Source organism: Shewanella sp. UCD-KL12 (assembly GCF_001957125.1).
Lineage (GTDB): Bacteria > Pseudomonadota > Gammaproteobacteria > Enterobacterales > Shewanellaceae > Shewanella.
The window spans coordinates 143,458-160,478 of the sequence record NZ_MPHJ01000005.1 but is presented as its reverse complement, the minus strand read 5'-3'; the positions used below and the strand labels follow the sequence as shown (position 1 = coordinate 160,478).

The window sequence follows — 17,021 nt, the reverse complement described above, 5'->3', positions numbered from 1 at the left end:
TGTAATAGGTAAACAATTGAATAACGGCTGAATGTTAGACTGCTGCATCGTGTTAATTTGACCCGCTAGCAAGGCTGTTAGCGGGCTTTTCTCGATGAGACTAGGCGAAGCTAGGTTAGCTGAATTAGCTGTGTTTAGAAGTAGAGTGTCTCTACGCTCTCGCCATCGATAAACAGTTCACACTTATCCCCAGAGCTAGACTTACTCGCTTGGATTGCACCTGCGATAGCGCCAAATGCACCGCCTTGATCGCCGAGTACTGAGCCGAAGTAACAGCTGCTGGCAATGCGCAAGTCTTTATATTTGGCTTTAAAGTTTTGTGTTGGTGTATAAGGAGGAAACTTGCCTTTCATCAATGCATCGCCATTGACGGTTAGCTCTAGTTTCTTTTTCTCTACATCATACTTGCCACCAAACTTAAGTGTTTGGCCAGAAACAGTAACAGATTTTTCTTGGGCTATGATCGGTGGCGTGGCAGCACAACCAGCGAGAAAAGCGGTGAAAATGAGAGTAGTAATTAGGGTGTTAATGCGCATGTCTATATCCTTATTATGCGGTTTAGTGAGACAGCCTTGTCTAATATTCAGCGGTTAGGAGTATATAGAGATATGTGAGGTTTGCGTATAGCCTGAAAGTATAACAAAGCCCATTTAGCGCAAGTCTAAATGGGCTTTGTGTACTTAACTAATATTTTATCTATTACTAGCTAAGTGGTACTCCTAGCAGCACTGTTGTAATAACGCCGCTTGGTGTTGTTAAGCTGATAGATACTTGGCTAGTAGCAGCTGTACCACCATGTGACAAGCCAAAGCTTGTACCTGTTCCGCCATGGGAATTAGCATTCGGGACGGTATATCCATTAAAGGCCAAGTTACCATCAGTTGCTGAAATAGCTACAGTACTACCTGCTGGCATTATTTGATTAGCACTATCATAGAAGCGAACGCTGAACGTTGAACTTCCTTCTGCTGGGATTGCAGTTACAGGTACGACAGGGTCAGTCTCTAGGCCGAAATCGTCACGGACTAGATTATTTCCCTGCCAGATGGTGAAGCCCGCATTTGAACCTGACATTGTCATGATCAAAGCTTTACGGATATATGTTTTATTGTTCTGGCCTGTTCCACATAAGCTCCCTTCACATTGAGGGCCGTTAAAGAGCTCGTCTCGATCGCCGTACACATTGCTGCCCGTAGTGCTGAAGTATTTCTCTCCTTCATCATAGATGCCATTTTCATTATCATCACGAAAGGCATCAGGTAGGTCACTAAAGCCATTAGGGCCGTATATTTCGGTATCCATGCCGTTGCCGCTACAAGCAACAAGGATGTCCCCAGCTAGACAAGCATCGACTGCGGCTCCGTCTTCGCTATCGAAAATGTTATTACCATTAGTATCGAAGAAGGTTTCATGACCTAGTGCGTATGCCATCACAGTGATTCTATGGTCGGGTACACGAGGGTCTGCAGACGTCCAAGTGACGGTACAAGCGCCATTTACTGTAGGGCAACTCGCTTCAATTTGTCCACCTTCAGCGGTGAAGTTAATGGTAGTGTCATCTGGCGCTGGGTTACCGAAGCTATCTGAAGCATAAGCGGTAATCGTCTCAGTAACACCATTAACATTGCCAGCTTCAGGATTTAGGGTTGAGGTAGATAAGCTAAAACCAAGTTGCTGAGGCAGGCCAGTGTTGACGGTTAACTGCTCCGACTGACTCGTGATCACTTTACCTGTGTCGCTATCAGTCGCAGAAGCAATTACCCGCACAGGCGTTGGTACTGTACCTGACTCTACGCGCACGCTGGCAATACCAGCTGAATTAGTAAAGCTGCTATCTGTCGCTAGACCGTTAGAGAAGCTTAAGCCGCCGACTAAGGTGTCAAGCGAGAAGGATACCTCTTGCTGGGCGATAGGTTGTCCATCTGAGCCTGTGACTTTAAAGGTCACCAGTGAAGACTCTGTGCTGCCTGTGCCGCCAGCGCCCTTGATGCGGATAACCTTAGGTTCTGCCGACTCAAAGCTAAGGCTTGCTAAGGCTTGACTCTCTAAAGTAAAAGCTAGATTTGCAGTTAAGGTCAAATTGCCAGATTGCGTCGTTGCAACAATTTGGTCATTACGCTGACTATTACCACTACAGCTTGTGTTTTGAAAGGTTGAGCTAGCTTGACCTGCAAGCGTCGTTACTGGCGTATCAAGGCTGGCATTGTTGCCCACAACACAGTCAGAGCTAAAGCTAATCGATGAAGGGGTTTGTACCCGAGTAATCGTACCATCATCGGCCTGATTGATTAGAGTTGCAGTCACACCAAAACTACCGCCAGCACTGATAACATATTGTCCGTCAGTTGGAGTCAGTGAGGTTTCGAGCACCCCTTCGACAAAGTTATTGTTACTGTCAAAGTGGCCAAGCTTTAGTACTCCCTCGCCACCAATGGCATCGGCAGACAAGACTTCATATAAGCTGTTTGTTTGGAAGTTTTGGTCTTGATAATCTAATGAAACATTCAGACTAGCAGCACCAAGCTCTGTATCACTAGGCGTATAATTTACTTGGGCAATACCTTGAGCATTGGTCAGGGCGGTATTTGGCGTTAAAGTGACGTTGCCTGCGGTAAAGGTGACTAACTGGTCAGCGATCCCTTGGCTTGAAGTATCTAAAAACTGCGCCTGTAGCTGGACAGTTTCATCGACTTTAAACTGAGTGACCGTAGCGGCGCCGTTGATAATGCTCGCGCTAATCTTTGGTGTATCCTCACCGGGTGTTCCGCCATCAACAAACTCATAGTTTTTGCTAACCGATAAAATATTGTTTTCTGCCGCGCCTGTATCAAACTCTGCACTTAGCGTACCTGCACCTAAGGTGCTGTCAGAGTTTGCCAAAATAACTTCGGCGATACCACTTGAGTTGGTTAACTTAGTCGTCGGTGATAGCGTGCCCAGTGTGGCGCTGAAACTGACCAGACCACCACTGCTATTACTGCCACCTTGAGTCAGCTTTGCAACTGCACAGATGCTAGCGTTACTGTTAAAACTTAGCTCATCGGTCGCTTCGGCACATTGGCCATCAACGACTGTTTTATAGCTCAATGAGAGGGCATATTCCCCAGTATTACCACCATCGTCGCCACCGTCTGATGAGCCATTACAGCCCGAGAGTAGAGACAAGCCAAGTAGTGATACTAAAGCCGTTGAAGCAAGTTTTATCAGTCGCATATGCAACATCCTTGTGAAACAAAAAGTCGAAAATGAAATATTATGTTGTAATTATATCGTTATATATCTAGCTTTATCTATATTATTCAGATATTTCGCTACGTAAATATTTAACTAGTTCAATAGCTGATTTAGACGCTACATCAGGCTTTTTACTTAGCTCTTTATTTGATTGACGTACAAGCTGACGCAGCTTTTGTCTCTCAAGCTCAGGGTGCTTTTCAATTAGGCTCTGAATTGCACTGTCACCTTCGGTGAGCAACTGGTCTTTGAGTTTCTCAGCGACATTTAACTTAGCGCTTTCATTGCTGTTTTGGTTTAAAACGTTTTTGATATTGACCTGAAGTGCTTCGATATCTTCAAAGCGCATCAATTTACCTAGGTACTGTAGCTGACGGCGGTAAGCTTCAGTATTGATTTTGATGGTCTTTGTTTTAAGTACGTTATCGTACAAGTGCTCATCGAGATCTAACTTTTCGATCTGACTTTTACTTAGGCTAACGACCTTATTGCCTAGCTCCTGGTATATCGCGATTTCGCGCTTAACGTCCGCTCTGCTGACATATTCTTCGTCATGGTCAAAGGGCTGTTTAAAATGTTCTGAATCACCAACTACTTTCATATCTAAAATCTCTATCTTTAATTACAGTAATAATAACATTTCATAAGAAAATCACCTATCTCAGAGAGTAGTTATTTAATGTACTTGGGTTTTGGGTTTGCTATGCTATCAAGATCACTGATAACAGAAGAGCAGATTTGTGACGACACCTAGCATTGATATTGAATTAGATTCATTGAAAGACGCTGTATCTATGGCCTTAGAGTTTGCTAAGCAACTCGGTACATCAGGTGCGGAAGTAGCCATCAGTAAGCAACAGGGATTATCTGTTTCAACTCGTTTAAAAGAGGTTGAAACCGTTGAGTTTAATAAGGATGGCGCGTTAGGTATCACACTGTTTCGTGATGGCTGTAAAGGCAGTTCATCAACATCAGACTTGAGTCCTGAAGCAATTAAACAGGCCGTAAAAGCCGCTGATGGTATTGCTAAATTTACCTCTAGTGACTCATTTAATGGCCTCGCAGAAGCGGATTTGATGGCCAAAGAGTTTCCCGATTTAGGCTTATTTCATCCCCAAGAGATCTCTCCTGCAGAGCTTACTGAGCTTGCGGCTCGCTCAGAAGAGGCAGCGTTGGATGTCGACAGCCGTATCAAAAACTCTGACGGTGCGAGTGCCAATGCCCATACTGGCGTTAAGGTTTATGGTAATAGCCATGGTTTCTTAAGCGGTTATTCAAGCTCTCGATATAGTTTAAGTTGTGTTGTTATCGGTGAGACCGATGGCAATATGCAGCGTGATTACGATTATACGATATCTCGTAAATTCAATGAGCTGTTGTCTCCTGAAGAGGTCGGTAAAAAAGCATCAGAAAAGACTTTAGGTCGTCTTGGTGCGAGAAAGATTGCCACTACCGAGTTACCCGTCTTATTGGCGCCAGAGATAGCAACTGGACTGATGGGCCACCTTGTTGGCGCGATAAGTGGTAGCAGCTTATATCGTAAGTCGAGCTTCCTACTTGATGCTATCGACACCAAGATATTCCCTGATTGGTTTAATATTGAAGAGCAGCCACATCTGTTAGGTGGGCTAGCAAGTGCTAACTATGATAGCGAAGGTGTTGCGACTCAAGAGCGCTCGATTATCGATAGCGGTATTCTGTCAACTTACCTGTTAACTAGTTATTCGGCACGTAAATTGGGCCTTAAAAACACAGGTCATGCTGGCGGTATATACAACTGGACTCTGTCTGATACAGGTCAGACATTTGATGAACTCGTTAAAGAGATGGGAACTGGCCTCATTGTCACTGAAGTAATGGGGCAAGGGGTGAATGCTGTAACAGGTGATTATTCACGTGGTGCTGCGGGTTTCTATGTTGAAAATGGCGTGATCTTATATCCAGTTGAAGAGATCACCATAGCGGGTAACCTTAAGGATATGTATCAGAATATTGTTGCTGTGAGTAAAGATCGCGATCTTAGATCATCGATCCGTACCGGTGGTATCTTGCTGAGCGATATGAAGATAGCTGGCAGCTAAATATTCCTGACCTTTTAGTCAATAGCGACTAATTAATCGTTACCAGCCAATAGCTCCTAGGATATAGGCGCTATTGGCTTTGTTCAGCTTGCTGCCAGAATTCTGCTATTGCTCTGTGTAGCTGTTCATTAGTTAAAATCCCCACATGATCTTCATCATAGCCTCGGAGCATATCAGCGCTTTGCTGGGCTTGAAGTGTTAATTGACTCGCAAGACTTATTACTCCATCGCCGCTCTGTTGATTGAGTAACCCTGATATCTGATAGCCAAAGTTTAATTGGTGAGGTGGCATAGATTCGGATGCTGTGAACAGGTCTTCAATAAACTCACTCTTTGGCGCTAAATCACGCCAAGAGGGCATAACTACAGGCGCATAATCCACACCACTTTGTGCAGAGTCGACACCGCCAAAGGGGCTAGAAATCGAGGTGAAACTGATTATCTCATTACAACTGCCAGTTTTAGTGCAGATATTAAGATAGGCCTTAGATACTAACCCGCCCATGCTATGAGCAAGCAGATGAGCTTGATCAAATTGATGTTTGGCTTTGATAATACGGACTAAATTATCAAGCCCTTTTGCAACCATTAATAGTGGAAGACCTGTTGGATAGTTAAACACCCATATTTGGTATTTTTCTTTATCAATCCCAGCGATTAGAGGCTCAAAATCCCTAGCTGTTCCTGCCATACCGTGCACTAAAATGACCGGGATTTTGCTTTCATCAAAGGGCGATAAGAAGAACAAACCTGCATTTTCCTGCTGCAGATGAGTGATAGGTTGCCACATACCTAACCTAGCCCTGCTTCTATCAAACCTGTTGTCAGTTAGTGTGGTCACTTCTGCAAATCTGGCTTTAGAGATCCTCATGTTGGTGATCTCTTTAAGTGGCTTATCTACAAGGTTTATTGGAAAGTCAGTATCTGTGGCATTGAGTGTGACATTAAGTCGGTTGTTACTATCAGCTTCAGTTAATTTGATCAGCTCAAACTCTTCATCGACCTGAAATCTGAGATCATTATTTTTGTCGATAAACACAAATAGATAGCGGCTAGATGAGTGGGCCTGCAGGGTTATATCGTGCTCCCCCAGCATGACGTCAAAGCCATCAATTTTTAAAGCATCAAGGTCTTCAAGTAAGATCAAAATGAGGGTATCTGTTTCGAGCCTATCCTTAATTTGCACTTCATACTGAACAAAATCCTGTTTGAGAGTTTCAACATCCTTCGCTAGATGGCGAAACTGACTACAGCCAGTTAAAACTAAGGCGAATGAAGCTAGCAGTATTGGTAGTGAAAAGAATGAAACGAAAAAACGTACAAACCCCATAAGTTAATCTCTCCTTGATAACTGAAGTTTGAGTATACCTATAAATACTCTTTTTTAATCATTTTGCTAATCCATAGCATTAATAGTTGAATATATGGATAAACAGATATATGATTTGGCGTATATTCTATTTGCCATATATTTATGGCGTTTATCTGGTGGTATGTCTCAACGCCTGATAGTGACTTTGGAGCCTGCTATGACAGCCCTAGAACTTTTTAAACTGCTATCCGATGAAACCCGACTGCTAAGTCTGTTGCTTATTACTGAAGAGGGGGAGCTTTGTGTTTGCGAATTAATGCAAGCGCTTGGTGAGAGTCAGCCAAAAGTTTCTCGCCATTTAGCTCAAATGAGGAAGATAGGTTTACTTGTAGATAAGCGCCAGGGTCAGTGGGTGTTTTATCGCGTTAACCCTGAGCTGTCGGATTGGGTGAACAAGATACTTGTTGAGGTGAGTACAAATAACAAGATGTTGATTACTAAATATATTGCCAATTTACATCAAATGGGCGACAGGCCTGAGCGAGTCAAAGCCTGCTGCAGTTAATTGATTTACCCTTGTTATGCCGTTATCTAGTTAGAGGAATTAATGATGGGACTGTTTGAACGTTATCTCAGTGTTTGGGTAGGCTTAGCTATTCTTGCTGGTCTGATTTTGGGCAATGTTATACCCGATCTATTTGCATTAGTGGCATCACTGGAATATGCCCATGTGAATTTAGTGATTGCAGTACTTATCTGGGTGATGATCTACCCCATGATGGTGCAGATAGATTTTTCATCAATCAAAGATGTTAAAAAGAGCCCGCAAGGTCTGGTACTAACAGTCGTTATTAACTGGCTTGTGAAGCCATTTACCATGGCGCTACTTGCTTGGTTATTCTTTAAGGTGCTGTTTGTTGATTGGGTCGATCCGCAAACAGCTACCGAATATATCGCGGGTATGATCCTGCTTGGAGTTGCCCCTTGTACTGCCATGGTATTTGTTTGGAGCCAGCTTACCAAGGGCGATCCTAACTACACCTTAGTTCAGGTCTCGGTAAACGATCTGATCATGGTGGTAGCGTTTGCGCCGATTTGTGCGCTTTTGCTTGGGGTTAGTGATATTCAGGTGCCTTGGGAGACTTTACTCTCTTCAGTATTTTTGTATGTCGTTTTACCCCTTGTTGCCGGTGTTCTGACCCGCAAGCTGCTAGAGAAAAAAGTTGATTCTCAAACCGCAGATACGAAAAATGAGGCACTTGTTCGCTTCGTCGCTAAACTCAAACCTTGGTCAATTCTCGGTTTGCTAGGTACCGTAGTTCTACTATTTGGCTTTCAGGCACAGACAATACTCGATAAGCCACAGGCTATATTGCTTATCGCCATTCCACTGCTTATTCAGACTTATGGCATCTTTTTTGTGACCTACTATGTCGCTAAAAAGATGAGGCTAGCCCACAAAATTGCAGCGCCGGCTAGCATGATTGCGACATCTAACTTTTTTGAGCTTGCAGTTGCCGTCGCAATTTCACTCTTTGGCCTGCATTCAGGAGCAGCATTAGCCACCGTTGTCGGCGTGTTAGTTGAAGTGCCTGTGATGTTATCTATTGTTGCCTTTGTAAATCGTAATAGTGAGAAATATCAAGCCGATACTCAGGTTGATTCATCAGATTTAGAAGCCCAAACATAATTAAATAACTTGGCTGATATGCAGCACTTTGTTTAGCGAGTGTTGCGATAGAAGCTGCAGCTTTACGATTTTAAATATCTTGGAAAGAGGTTGGTTATGACTGTAAAGATAGGTATCAATGGCTTCGGCCGTATGGGACGTTTAGCACTTCGTGCTGCGTGGGAGTGGGATGATGTTGAGTTTGTGCACATTAATGATCCCGCTGGTGACGCTAAAACTTTAGCTCACCTGCTGACCTTTGATTCTGTTCATGGCCGCTGGAGTCATGAAGCCACAAGCGATGAGTCTAGTGGTGATGTTATCGGTAATGGCCATATTGTCATTGATGATAAACGTATCCCTACTAGCAGGAATACAGGAATTGCAGAAACTGACTGGTCAGGCTGTGATTTAGTTATCGAAGCTTCAGGTGTAATGAAAACCAAGGCGAAACTTCAAGCTTACCTTGACCAAGGTGTTAAACGTGTTGTGGTAACCGCACCAGTGAAAGAGGAGGGAGTACTGAATGTTGTTATGGGAGTAAACCATCATCTTTATGACCCACAAAACCACCCAATAGTGACAGCAGCATCTTGTACGACCAACTGCTTGGCACCGGTTGTGAAGGTACTCCATGAGAAGATTGGTATTAAGCATGGCTCTATGACCACAATTCATGACATCACCAATACTCAAACCATTCTAGACGCACCCCACAAAGACCTGCGCCGCGCTAGAGCCTGTGGCTTGAGCCTGATCCCTACGACGACAGGGTCGGCAACTGCGATCACCCACATCTTCCCTGAGCTAAAAGGCAAACTCAATGGCCATGCGGTACGTATTCCTTTGGCGAATGCATCCATTACCGATTGTGTGTTTGAGCTTGAAAAAGAGACGACAGAGGAGGAAGTTAATGCACTCCTTAAAGAGGCTGCAGAGGGAGAACTTAAAGATATTTTAGGCTATGAAGAGCGTCCGCTGGTATCTGTAGATTACAAGACAGATCCGCGTTCGAGCATTATCGATGCGCCTTCGACTATGGTTGTCAACGGTACACAAGTGAAGCTTTATGTGTGGTATGACAATGAGTGGGGCTATGCCAACCGAACAGCAGAGCTTGCACTAATGGTCGGTCTTAAAGACAAAAGCTAAGAAAGCCTCGAGTTATAAGAAAAAGATTAGCACGTCACGAGTGTCGAGCTAGAGCAAAGATAATGAGAAAAGCACTTGGTTTTATATCGCTAAGTTTGCTTAATCACCTGCTCGAAACTCGAAACTCGAAACTCGAAACTCGAAACTCGAAACTCGAAACTCGAAACTCGAAACTCGAAACTCGAAACTCGAAACTCGAAACTCGAAACTCGAAACTCGAAACTCGAAACTCGAAACTCGAAACTGTAGGTTGTTTATGTTAACCAGCATCAAAGCCCTGCCGGAGCAGGTGAAACAATATCTTATCGTGACAGGTAACTATTGGGCATTTACCTTGACCGATGGTGCGCTGCGTATGCTGGTGGTCTTGCATTTTCATCAGCTAGGCTACACCCCCCTGTCGATTGCCATGCTGTTTCTCTTTTATGAGATTTTTGGTGTGGTGACCAACTTAGTCGGCGGCTACTTAGGGGCTCGACTTGGGCTAAACAAAACCATGAATATCGGCCTTGGCTTACAGGTTGCTGCATTGGCTATGTTACTGGTGCCCAGCTCGATGCTGACTTTAGTATGGGTCATGGTCGCTCAAGGGATCTCAGGGATCGCTAAAGATCTCAATAAGATGAGTGCCAAGAGTTCGATAAAGATGTTGGTGAGCTCATATAAAGCGGGTGATAAGGACAAGGACATTCAGCAGCTTTATGCTTGGATAGCCAAGCTTACAGGTTCTAAAAATGCCCTCAAAGGAGCAGGGTTCTTTCTTGGTGGCGCTTTGTTAAGTCTGTTTGGGTTTACTCTCGCTATTGCCATTATGGCTATGGCGCTAGCTTTGGTCTGGATGTTGAGTATTTTCAGCTTAAAGCAGGACCTAGGTAAAGCCAAAAATAAGCCGAAGTTTAGTGAGATATTTTCTAAGAGCCGCAGCATCAACATACTCTCGGCTGCACGTATGTTTCTGTTTTCTGCTCGTGATGTTTGGTTTGTTGTAGCCTTGCCGCTTTACTTAGGCAGCCAGTTTGGTTGGGATCATTACTCTGTCGGCGGATTCCTCGCCTTATGGGTGATCGCTTATGGCTTTGTACAGACCCAAGCTCCTAGGTTAACAAAAAAAGCCGATGGCACTGCGCCTGGCGGGAGAGAAGCCCTATTATGGGTCGCTATGCTTGCTGCTATCCCAGCATTAATAGCTCTCGCCTTGATGTTTAATCTGAGTCCACAACTGAGCTTATTGATTGGTTTAATGGTTTTTGGCGCTGTGTTTGCGGTTAACTCCTCATTACACAGTTTTTTAATCGTCCATTATGCTAGCGATGATGGTGTATCCCTTGATGTTGGTTTTTACTATATGGCCAATGCGATGGGTCGCCTGATTGGCACTGTACTATCAGGTTATGTGTACCAGGTCGCAGGATTAGAAGCTTGTTTATGGATATCAAGTGTGATGCTTGCGATGACGGCTGTTATTAGTATCTATCTTCCTAAGAATTAGTCGTCCTGGAGTGAAGGCTAGGTTACATTTTTCTGTGGTGCTTGATGGTATTTTAATTTGGTAGCTTTTGAAGGCGGTGTTTTTCAAGGTCGTTGGCACGCTTCATTGAAATTTTTAGCGAGCACCTCCATTGAGTTTTTCTCAATTCTTAATGCTCGATTTGGCTTTATTGCTAGTAAAAGTATATTGCGAAGTAAAGGCCTGAGCCGAATATACTGCCTGCGATGAATAGATAAAGGGCTGTGTTTGTTTTTTTACTCTTTTTGTCATTCATTTTTGTCATTCAGATAGTCCCCCTTGATATGTTTTTCTAGATTGCTTAAACAAACAGTCTTGTTAGTTTGTGCTAGTCACTCTTTTGTTGCTGTTAAGGTGTTTGAGCGCTCCCGGTATATCTTTATCATGTGATATAGGTTGATGCAGGCTACGAAGGCATTCATGCCTGCCACAGGCCAAGCGGAAATATAGCAGCCATAGATAACGAATAAACTGCAGCCTGTGAAATTGAGTAACCGCAAATAGATGATATCTTTCATCATAAATGAGACCGCAATAAACCCTGATGCAATATAACCAAGCCACTCTGTAGCACTAATCATCTCCATGATGCCTCCATAAATCCCTCTTCACTATCATCTTCATTGACTCGTAATTTGCTCACACATTAACCTGTAAATCAATATTTACCCAAGTGTAATACTCGATGTTACTGTTTGTAAAATATTGATTATAAGTGATATTGTGCTTTTGTTCGTCGCCTATCATAGACTTGCTAGGATTAATAGTTACAGTGAATTAAATCGCTTTCAAATGAAGGCTACTTGTACTTTCTCTATTAGCTCTGTGTATTAGTGTTGAGCATTGAGCATTGAGCATTGAGCATTGAGCATTGAGCATTGAGCATTGAGCATTGAGCATTGAGCATTGAGCATTGAGCATTGAGCATTGAGGATTGAGGATTGAGGATTGAGGATTGAGGATTGAGGATTGAGGATTGAGGATTGAGGATTGAGGATTGAGGATTGAGGATTGAGCACTGGGAAGTGATTAACACACTGGCCTTCATTAACCCTATTAATGCCAACCTCGGCAAATGGAATGTCGAAAATATATTTGAATCAAACTTGTTATCCGACAAGTTCAACTCCTAATTAGATGGAACCACTAATTTTATTAAGATAATTAGTCAAGTTACCGTTTTGCATGCGTAAAACTATTCATGGCTAGATTTATCCTCCACCCTTTTCAAACCCTGACTATTCGTTGTACTCTGGGACGCGATCACAATATTAGCCATAGAGCTAAACGCAAAAACTATAAAAATAATCAGCAAGTATTGAAGAGGTTTGAATGGAAGTAATTACTGAGATTGTCAGTACAATCAATGGATTTGTATGGGGTACCCCCATGCTAGTCATGATTTTAGGTGTTGGCCTGTTTCTATCAGTCGGTTTGAAACTCATGCCAATTCTTAAGCTAGGGACTGGTTTTAAACTGCTTTGGTCTGGTCGGATCCCTGATAAAGATAAATCACAGAAAGGGGAAATTAGCCCTTTTAACGCGCTGATGACGTCACTGTCAGCAACAATTGGTACCGGTAATATTGCCGGCGTTGCAACAGCTATCTTTATTGGTGGTCCGGGAGCCCTATTTTGGATGTGGTGTACGGCGCTGGTCGGCATGGCTACCAAGTTCTCTGAGGCGGTACTTGCGGTTAAATATCGTGAAGTAGACGCTAATGGGAATCACATTGGTGGCCCTATGTACTACATCAAGAATGGTTTGAGTAGTAAGTGGGCTTGGCTTGGTACAGCGTTCGCTCTATTTGGCTCATTCGCAGGTTTCGGTATCGGCAATACTGTACAGTCAAACTCAGTAGCCGATGCACTAAGCAGTAACTTTGGTGTACCGACATGGGTCACAGGTCTGGTGCTTATGGTGCTGGTTGGTGCTGTACTAATGGGGGGGATTAAGCGTATCGCCGATGTTGCGGGTAAGCTTGTTCCCTTGATGACTCTTTTCTATATCGCCGCAGGTCTTGCTGTTTTAGTGGTTAATGCATCTGAGATCCCCGATGCGATTGCACTGATTGTCCATAGTGCATTTAACCCAGTGGCTGCTCAAGGTGGTTTCGCTGGTGCTGCTGTTTGGGCGGCAATTCGTTTTGGTGTCGCACGTGGTGTTTTCTCTAACGAAGCGGGCCTAGGTAGTGCGCCTATTGCTCATGCGTCAGCGCAGACTAACAACCCTGTTGCTCAGGGATTAGTTGCTATGTTGGGTACCTTTATTGATACCTTGATTGTCTGCTCTATTACTGGCTTGGCGATTATCGTATCTGGTTCTTGGACTTCTGGTGAGAATGGTGCAGCACTGACCTCTCTCGCTTTCTCTACAGCTATTCCGATGGGGAACTATATCGTAGCAATTGCGCTGTCGGTATTTGCGTTCACTACCATTTTAGGTTGGAGCGTATATAGCGAGAAGTGTGTTCAGTATCTATTTGGAGTAAAGGCGGTTAAACCATTTAGAGTGTTATGGATCTTAGTGGTGCCATTAGGTGCGATTAGCTCTCTAGACTTTATCTGGCTGTTAGCCGATACCCTCAATGCGATGATGGCAATACCTAACCTGATTGCGTTAGCGTTACTTAGCCCTGTGGTATTTAGTTTGACACGAGATTACTTTATCAAGAAGCGCGAAGATGAAGAGGCTGCTAAAGCTTCTTCTTAGCAGTAACGTGATAACTCGTATAAAAGCCAGTAGCTAAAAGCTGCTGGCTTTTTGCTATGTGCTGCAGCGAATCTAAAGTGAACACCTCCCTATGACTACCAAGGGCTCCTCGCTCGCTATGCGTCTCTCATGACAAAATGCGCTGAGCGATCACATCTTTATACTGATTGGTATAAGAGTTAACCAATTGAATTAAATGGTGTAAGTGATATTATCACTGAAGCTGATATGAACTTTATATTTTAGTCGTTGGTTTAAGGTAGGGTGGAGTTGCTCGATGAATAAAAAAAGCGATGTAAAGATAGATAAAAAAATTATTGAGTTAGAGAACCGTATTGCTGAACTGAAGCGATTTAAAGCTGAAGGCGTGCATAGGGCTTTACCAAGTCATAAAAAAGGCATCCCTATTAGCTTCAACTGGCGCGTAGCCTTAGGCTTTGTGATAGGTGTGTTAGTTGGCATGTACCTGACTGTTTAAGCTCTTTTTAAGAGAGTAAATCATAGACGTCAGCTTTAAAGTGATAGCTGTTTTCCGCTTTTTTGCTTAAACCCCGCCAGAGATTATGAGGAAGCTAACCCAAGCCTCTAATTACCTTCGTAGGCTTCCAGGTGTTTTTCCTGTCCATGTTTTATAAGCTCGAAAGAAAACGCGGGCATCACTGAAACCTAGCTGTAGTGCTATCTCATCGGTTGATAGCTCGCTACAAGTCAACCAGTAATCAGCCATCTCGATACGAATGTCATCTACCAGCGTTTGATAGCTTTTGCCTGTACTTAACAGTTTTCGCTGCAGGGTACGGCCTGACATATGAAGATGTTTTGCTACTTTTTGCCTATCTATTTTTCCCTGAGGAAGAAGCTGGCGAATAATTCTAGCTGTTTCAAGCTCTAGTCGGTCACTGCTATCAATATGGTCCAGGCTAAGTGTGGCGCTTGCTTTGAGCTGCTGCAGTCGTTTGGGGTTTTTATCCGGTAATGAGCGGTTGAGCATAATGTGAGAAATCAAGATTGAATCTTCTCTTTGCCCAAACTTAACGGGGCAGCCAAATACCTCCTCATATTGCACGACTTCTAAGGGAGTCGGTTGCGATTTTTGTAGCTTTACCTCTAAGGGGGAGGCCACTTTGTCATCAAGCAGGTATCTGGCGAAGTTAACCCAAGAGGCCAGCACATTATCGATGAGGTGAGGGATCACTAACGGGTTGCTATATTGGCAGCGCCATACCATTTTAACGCCTAGTTGGTGCTGTTTCAGCTCTGTGACACCCATATCACCGACCAGCTTCTCTAGTGGCATAGCCTCATTAATGGCGTGAGCTAAATGACTCGAGTGAAGGCCTATTTGTCCTAATATATGAAAGCGATCCGGTTGAATAAACTTGGCACTGTAGAGGCCAAATAGTGGATGCTTTGCTTGAGTTATAAGGTAGACCAGTAGCTGTTGAAACTGCTCTCCAGTTAGCCTTGCATCCAGTTGCAAGAAGGTATCAAACTCAATTCCAGTCTGCTTTAAGCCCGCTGAAATATCGACATGGTACTGTCTTGCTGCATGAAGAAATTGCTGCACTGGAGGGAGGGAGGTTGAACCTAATATGGGCTTTCTTTGCTCTTTAACTATACACATTGTCCATATTTGTCACTGACAGGTTCTGCCCACATTGTAGGATAAGCTAATAAAGGAAATCAATAGCTCAAGGCTGGGACGACTAGATGAAGACATTACAACAGGACAATCGTCAGTGGAATGGATGGGGAGATAAGGATAAAAGCCTTGCTCTTAGCGATGATGGCGCGGCGTTTATTACTCAGGTTTTAGGTCGGCCTAAGCCGTTAAAGGTGGCTAGTTTAGCTGAGGTTCTTGCGACTGTGCCTGAGTCTAGACTTGAGCAGAGTGCGCTTTACTCCATAGATAAAGAGGTGAGGCTACGTCATGCTCGTGGCCAAAGCTTACCTGATTGGTTAGCGATGAAAAGTGGTCAGTTCAACCTCTTTCCTGATGCAGTGGCATTCCCAAAAAGTGCAGAAGATGTACGTACATTGATGATGCAAGCAAAACAAGCTGGTTGGCAATTGATCCCCTATGGTGGGGGCACGTCAGTTGTTGGCCATATCACTCCTATCTCTACCGAGCAGATCGTTGTGACTATCTCTATGAGCTGTATGAACCGTCTGCTTGATATCGATCGCACCGATCAGATAGCTACCTTTTTAGCTGGTGTAAAGGGCCCATTCCTTGAATCTCAACTTCAGGCGCAGGGGTATACCTTGGGGCATTTTCCACAGTCTTTTGAGCTATCAACTTTAGGGGGCTGGGTTGTTACTCGCTCCAGTGGGCAACAATCTTTAGGTTATGGACGAATTGAAGATCTCTTTGCTGGTGGCAAGATGGAAACGTTTGGCGGTGAGGTAAAACTTCCCACTCTGCCAGCTTCATCGGCAGGGCCTGATTGGCGTCAGTTAGTGCTTGGTTCAGAAGGTCACCTAGGGATATTGACTGAAGCTAAGGTAAAGGTGAGCCGCCTGCCCGAGGAGGAGTTTTTTGGTGTCGCCTTTATGCCTGATTGGCAAAGTGGCGTTGCTTGTGCCAGAGAGGTGATTCAGCAAGGATTACCTTTGTCTATGTTACGGGTGAGCAACAGCATAGAAACCCAGACCCAGTTATTTCTGTCTGCAACGCAGACACAAAGGCAGTGGCTTAAACGGCTACTCTCAATTAAAGGTGTCGGGGATGACCGCTGCATGATGGTCTACGGCATCACAGGGTCAAAAAGTGTTAATAGAGGGACTTATAAACAGTTAAAGCAGGTGATTAAACAGTTCAGTGGGGTCAATACAGGCCAGAAACTGGGTAAACGCTGGGCTGAAAAGCGCTTTACTTTCCCCTATCTTAGGGAGACTTTATGGCAGATGGGTTATGCCATAGATACGTTAGAAACAGCGACTAATTGGTCTAATATCGATGATCTCACTGATAAAATAGAGGCTTCACTAAGTGGCGGACTAGAGGAGTTCGACAGTCCGGTACATGTGTTTTCACACCTTTCACACCTCTATAGCGATGGTGCAAGTATCTATACCACCTACCTGTTTCCCGTCGCCGATAGTTATGAGGAGACATACAGGAGGTGGCAAAAGCTCAAATCTACCACTTCAAGTATTATCGTGAAGAATAATGCCACTATTAGTCATCAACATGGTGTTGGCCAAGATCATGCGGATTATTTAGTACAAGAGAAGGGGGCAAGTGTCGTTGCTTCACTCCAAAGTTGCTTTAATCACTTCGATCCAGACAAGCAACTCAACGCTGGTAAACTCTTTAAGGCGATACCTTCTATAGATAAATCCAGAGGGTAA

At 44.0% G+C, this 17,021-nt stretch carries 14 protein-coding genes; 8 read left to right on the top strand and 6 right to left on the bottom strand.

Annotated elements, in window-relative coordinates; genetic code table 11:
• Positions 1 to 134 precede the first annotated feature (134 nt).
• The 3 genes from BM736_RS11475 to yjgA form a co-directional block, all read right to left on the bottom strand.
• Positions 135 to 536 carry a hypothetical protein gene (locus BM736_RS11475; RefSeq protein ID WP_076412110.1) on the bottom strand — a complete coding sequence of 134 codons (402 nt, stop codon included), beginning with the start codon at positions 534 to 536 and terminating at the stop codon, positions 135 to 137.
• 166 nt (positions 537 to 702) lie between these two features.
• Positions 703 to 3,213, bottom strand: a complete 2,511-nt coding sequence (locus BM736_RS11470) for an Ig-like domain-containing protein (RefSeq protein ID WP_076412107.1) — start codon at positions 3,211 to 3,213, stop codon at positions 703 to 705.
• 82 nt (positions 3,214 to 3,295) lie between these two features.
• Positions 3,296 to 3,835: a ribosome biogenesis factor YjgA gene (gene yjgA / locus BM736_RS11465; RefSeq protein WP_076412105.1), complete on the bottom strand. Its 540-nt coding sequence runs from the start codon at positions 3,833 to 3,835 to the stop codon at positions 3,296 to 3,298.
• 139 nt (positions 3,836 to 3,974) lie between these two features.
• On the opposite strand from yjgA, the gene pmbA reads away from it, so the two are divergent.
• Positions 3,975 to 5,315, top strand: coding sequence for a metalloprotease PmbA (gene pmbA / locus BM736_RS11460; RefSeq protein WP_076412102.1), 1,341 nt, complete (start codon positions 3,975 to 3,977; stop codon positions 5,313 to 5,315).
• 70 nt (positions 5,316 to 5,385) lie between these two features.
• Here the strand turns inward: pmbA and BM736_RS11455 are convergent, their stop codons facing one another.
• On the bottom strand, positions 5,386 to 6,645 hold the full coding sequence (locus BM736_RS11455; protein WP_076412099.1) for an alpha/beta fold hydrolase: 1,260 nt from the start codon (positions 6,643 to 6,645) through the stop codon (positions 5,386 to 5,388).
• 199 nt (positions 6,646 to 6,844) lie between these two features.
• Here BM736_RS11455 and BM736_RS11450 point away from each other — a divergent pair, with 199 nt between their 5' ends.
• From BM736_RS11450 to arsJ, 4 genes are all read left to right on the top strand, one after another.
• Positions 6,845 to 7,192: a metalloregulator ArsR/SmtB family transcription factor gene (locus BM736_RS11450; RefSeq protein ID WP_076412506.1), complete on the top strand. Its 348-nt coding sequence runs from the start codon at positions 6,845 to 6,847 to the stop codon at positions 7,190 to 7,192.
• 45 nt (positions 7,193 to 7,237) lie between these two features.
• Positions 7,238 to 8,317 (top strand): ACR3 family arsenite efflux transporter, encoded by a 1,080-nt coding sequence (gene arsB, locus BM736_RS11445; RefSeq protein ID WP_076412504.1) that lies wholly within the window; start codon positions 7,238 to 7,240, stop codon positions 8,315 to 8,317.
• Positions 8,318 to 8,413: 96 nt separating this feature from the next.
• Positions 8,414 to 9,448, top strand: coding sequence for an ArsJ-associated glyceraldehyde-3-phosphate dehydrogenase (locus BM736_RS11440; RefSeq protein ID WP_076412096.1), 1,035 nt, complete (start codon positions 8,414 to 8,416; stop codon positions 9,446 to 9,448).
• A gap of 256 nt (positions 9,449 to 9,704) precedes the next feature.
• Positions 9,705 to 10,937 (top strand): organoarsenical effux MFS transporter ArsJ, encoded by a 1,233-nt coding sequence (arsJ, locus tag BM736_RS11435; protein ID WP_076412093.1) that lies wholly within the window; start codon positions 9,705 to 9,707, stop codon positions 10,935 to 10,937.
• Positions 10,938 to 11,287: 350 nt separating this feature from the next.
• Here arsJ and BM736_RS11430 read toward each other — a convergent pair whose 3' ends face one another.
• Complete coding sequence (locus BM736_RS11430; protein WP_076412090.1) at positions 11,288 to 11,542, bottom strand: YgjV family protein; 255 nt, start codon at positions 11,540 to 11,542, stop codon at positions 11,288 to 11,290.
• Positions 11,543 to 12,287: 745 nt separating this feature from the next.
• On the opposite strand from BM736_RS11430, the gene BM736_RS11425 reads away from it, so the two are divergent.
• Both BM736_RS11425 and BM736_RS11420 read left to right on the top strand, forming a co-directional pair.
• Complete coding sequence (locus BM736_RS11425) at positions 12,288 to 13,667, top strand: sodium:alanine symporter family protein (protein WP_076412088.1); 1,380 nt, start codon at positions 12,288 to 12,290, stop codon at positions 13,665 to 13,667.
• 277 nt (positions 13,668 to 13,944) lie between these two features.
• Positions 13,945 to 14,145 (top strand): hypothetical protein, encoded by a 201-nt coding sequence (locus BM736_RS11420; RefSeq protein ID WP_076412086.1) that lies wholly within the window; start codon positions 13,945 to 13,947, stop codon positions 14,143 to 14,145.
• A 111-nt stretch (positions 14,146 to 14,256) separates the two neighbouring features.
• On the opposite strand, the gene BM736_RS11415 is transcribed toward BM736_RS11420, so the two are convergent.
• On the bottom strand, positions 14,257 to 15,291 hold the full coding sequence (locus BM736_RS11415; protein WP_076412084.1) for an AraC family transcriptional regulator: 1,035 nt from the start codon (positions 15,289 to 15,291) through the stop codon (positions 14,257 to 14,259).
• A gap of 86 nt (positions 15,292 to 15,377) precedes the next feature.
• Between BM736_RS11415 and BM736_RS11410 the strand changes: the two genes are divergently transcribed.
• Entirely contained in the window at positions 15,378 to 17,021 is a 1,644-nt protein-coding gene (locus tag BM736_RS11410) for an FAD-binding oxidoreductase (RefSeq protein ID WP_076412082.1), read from the top strand.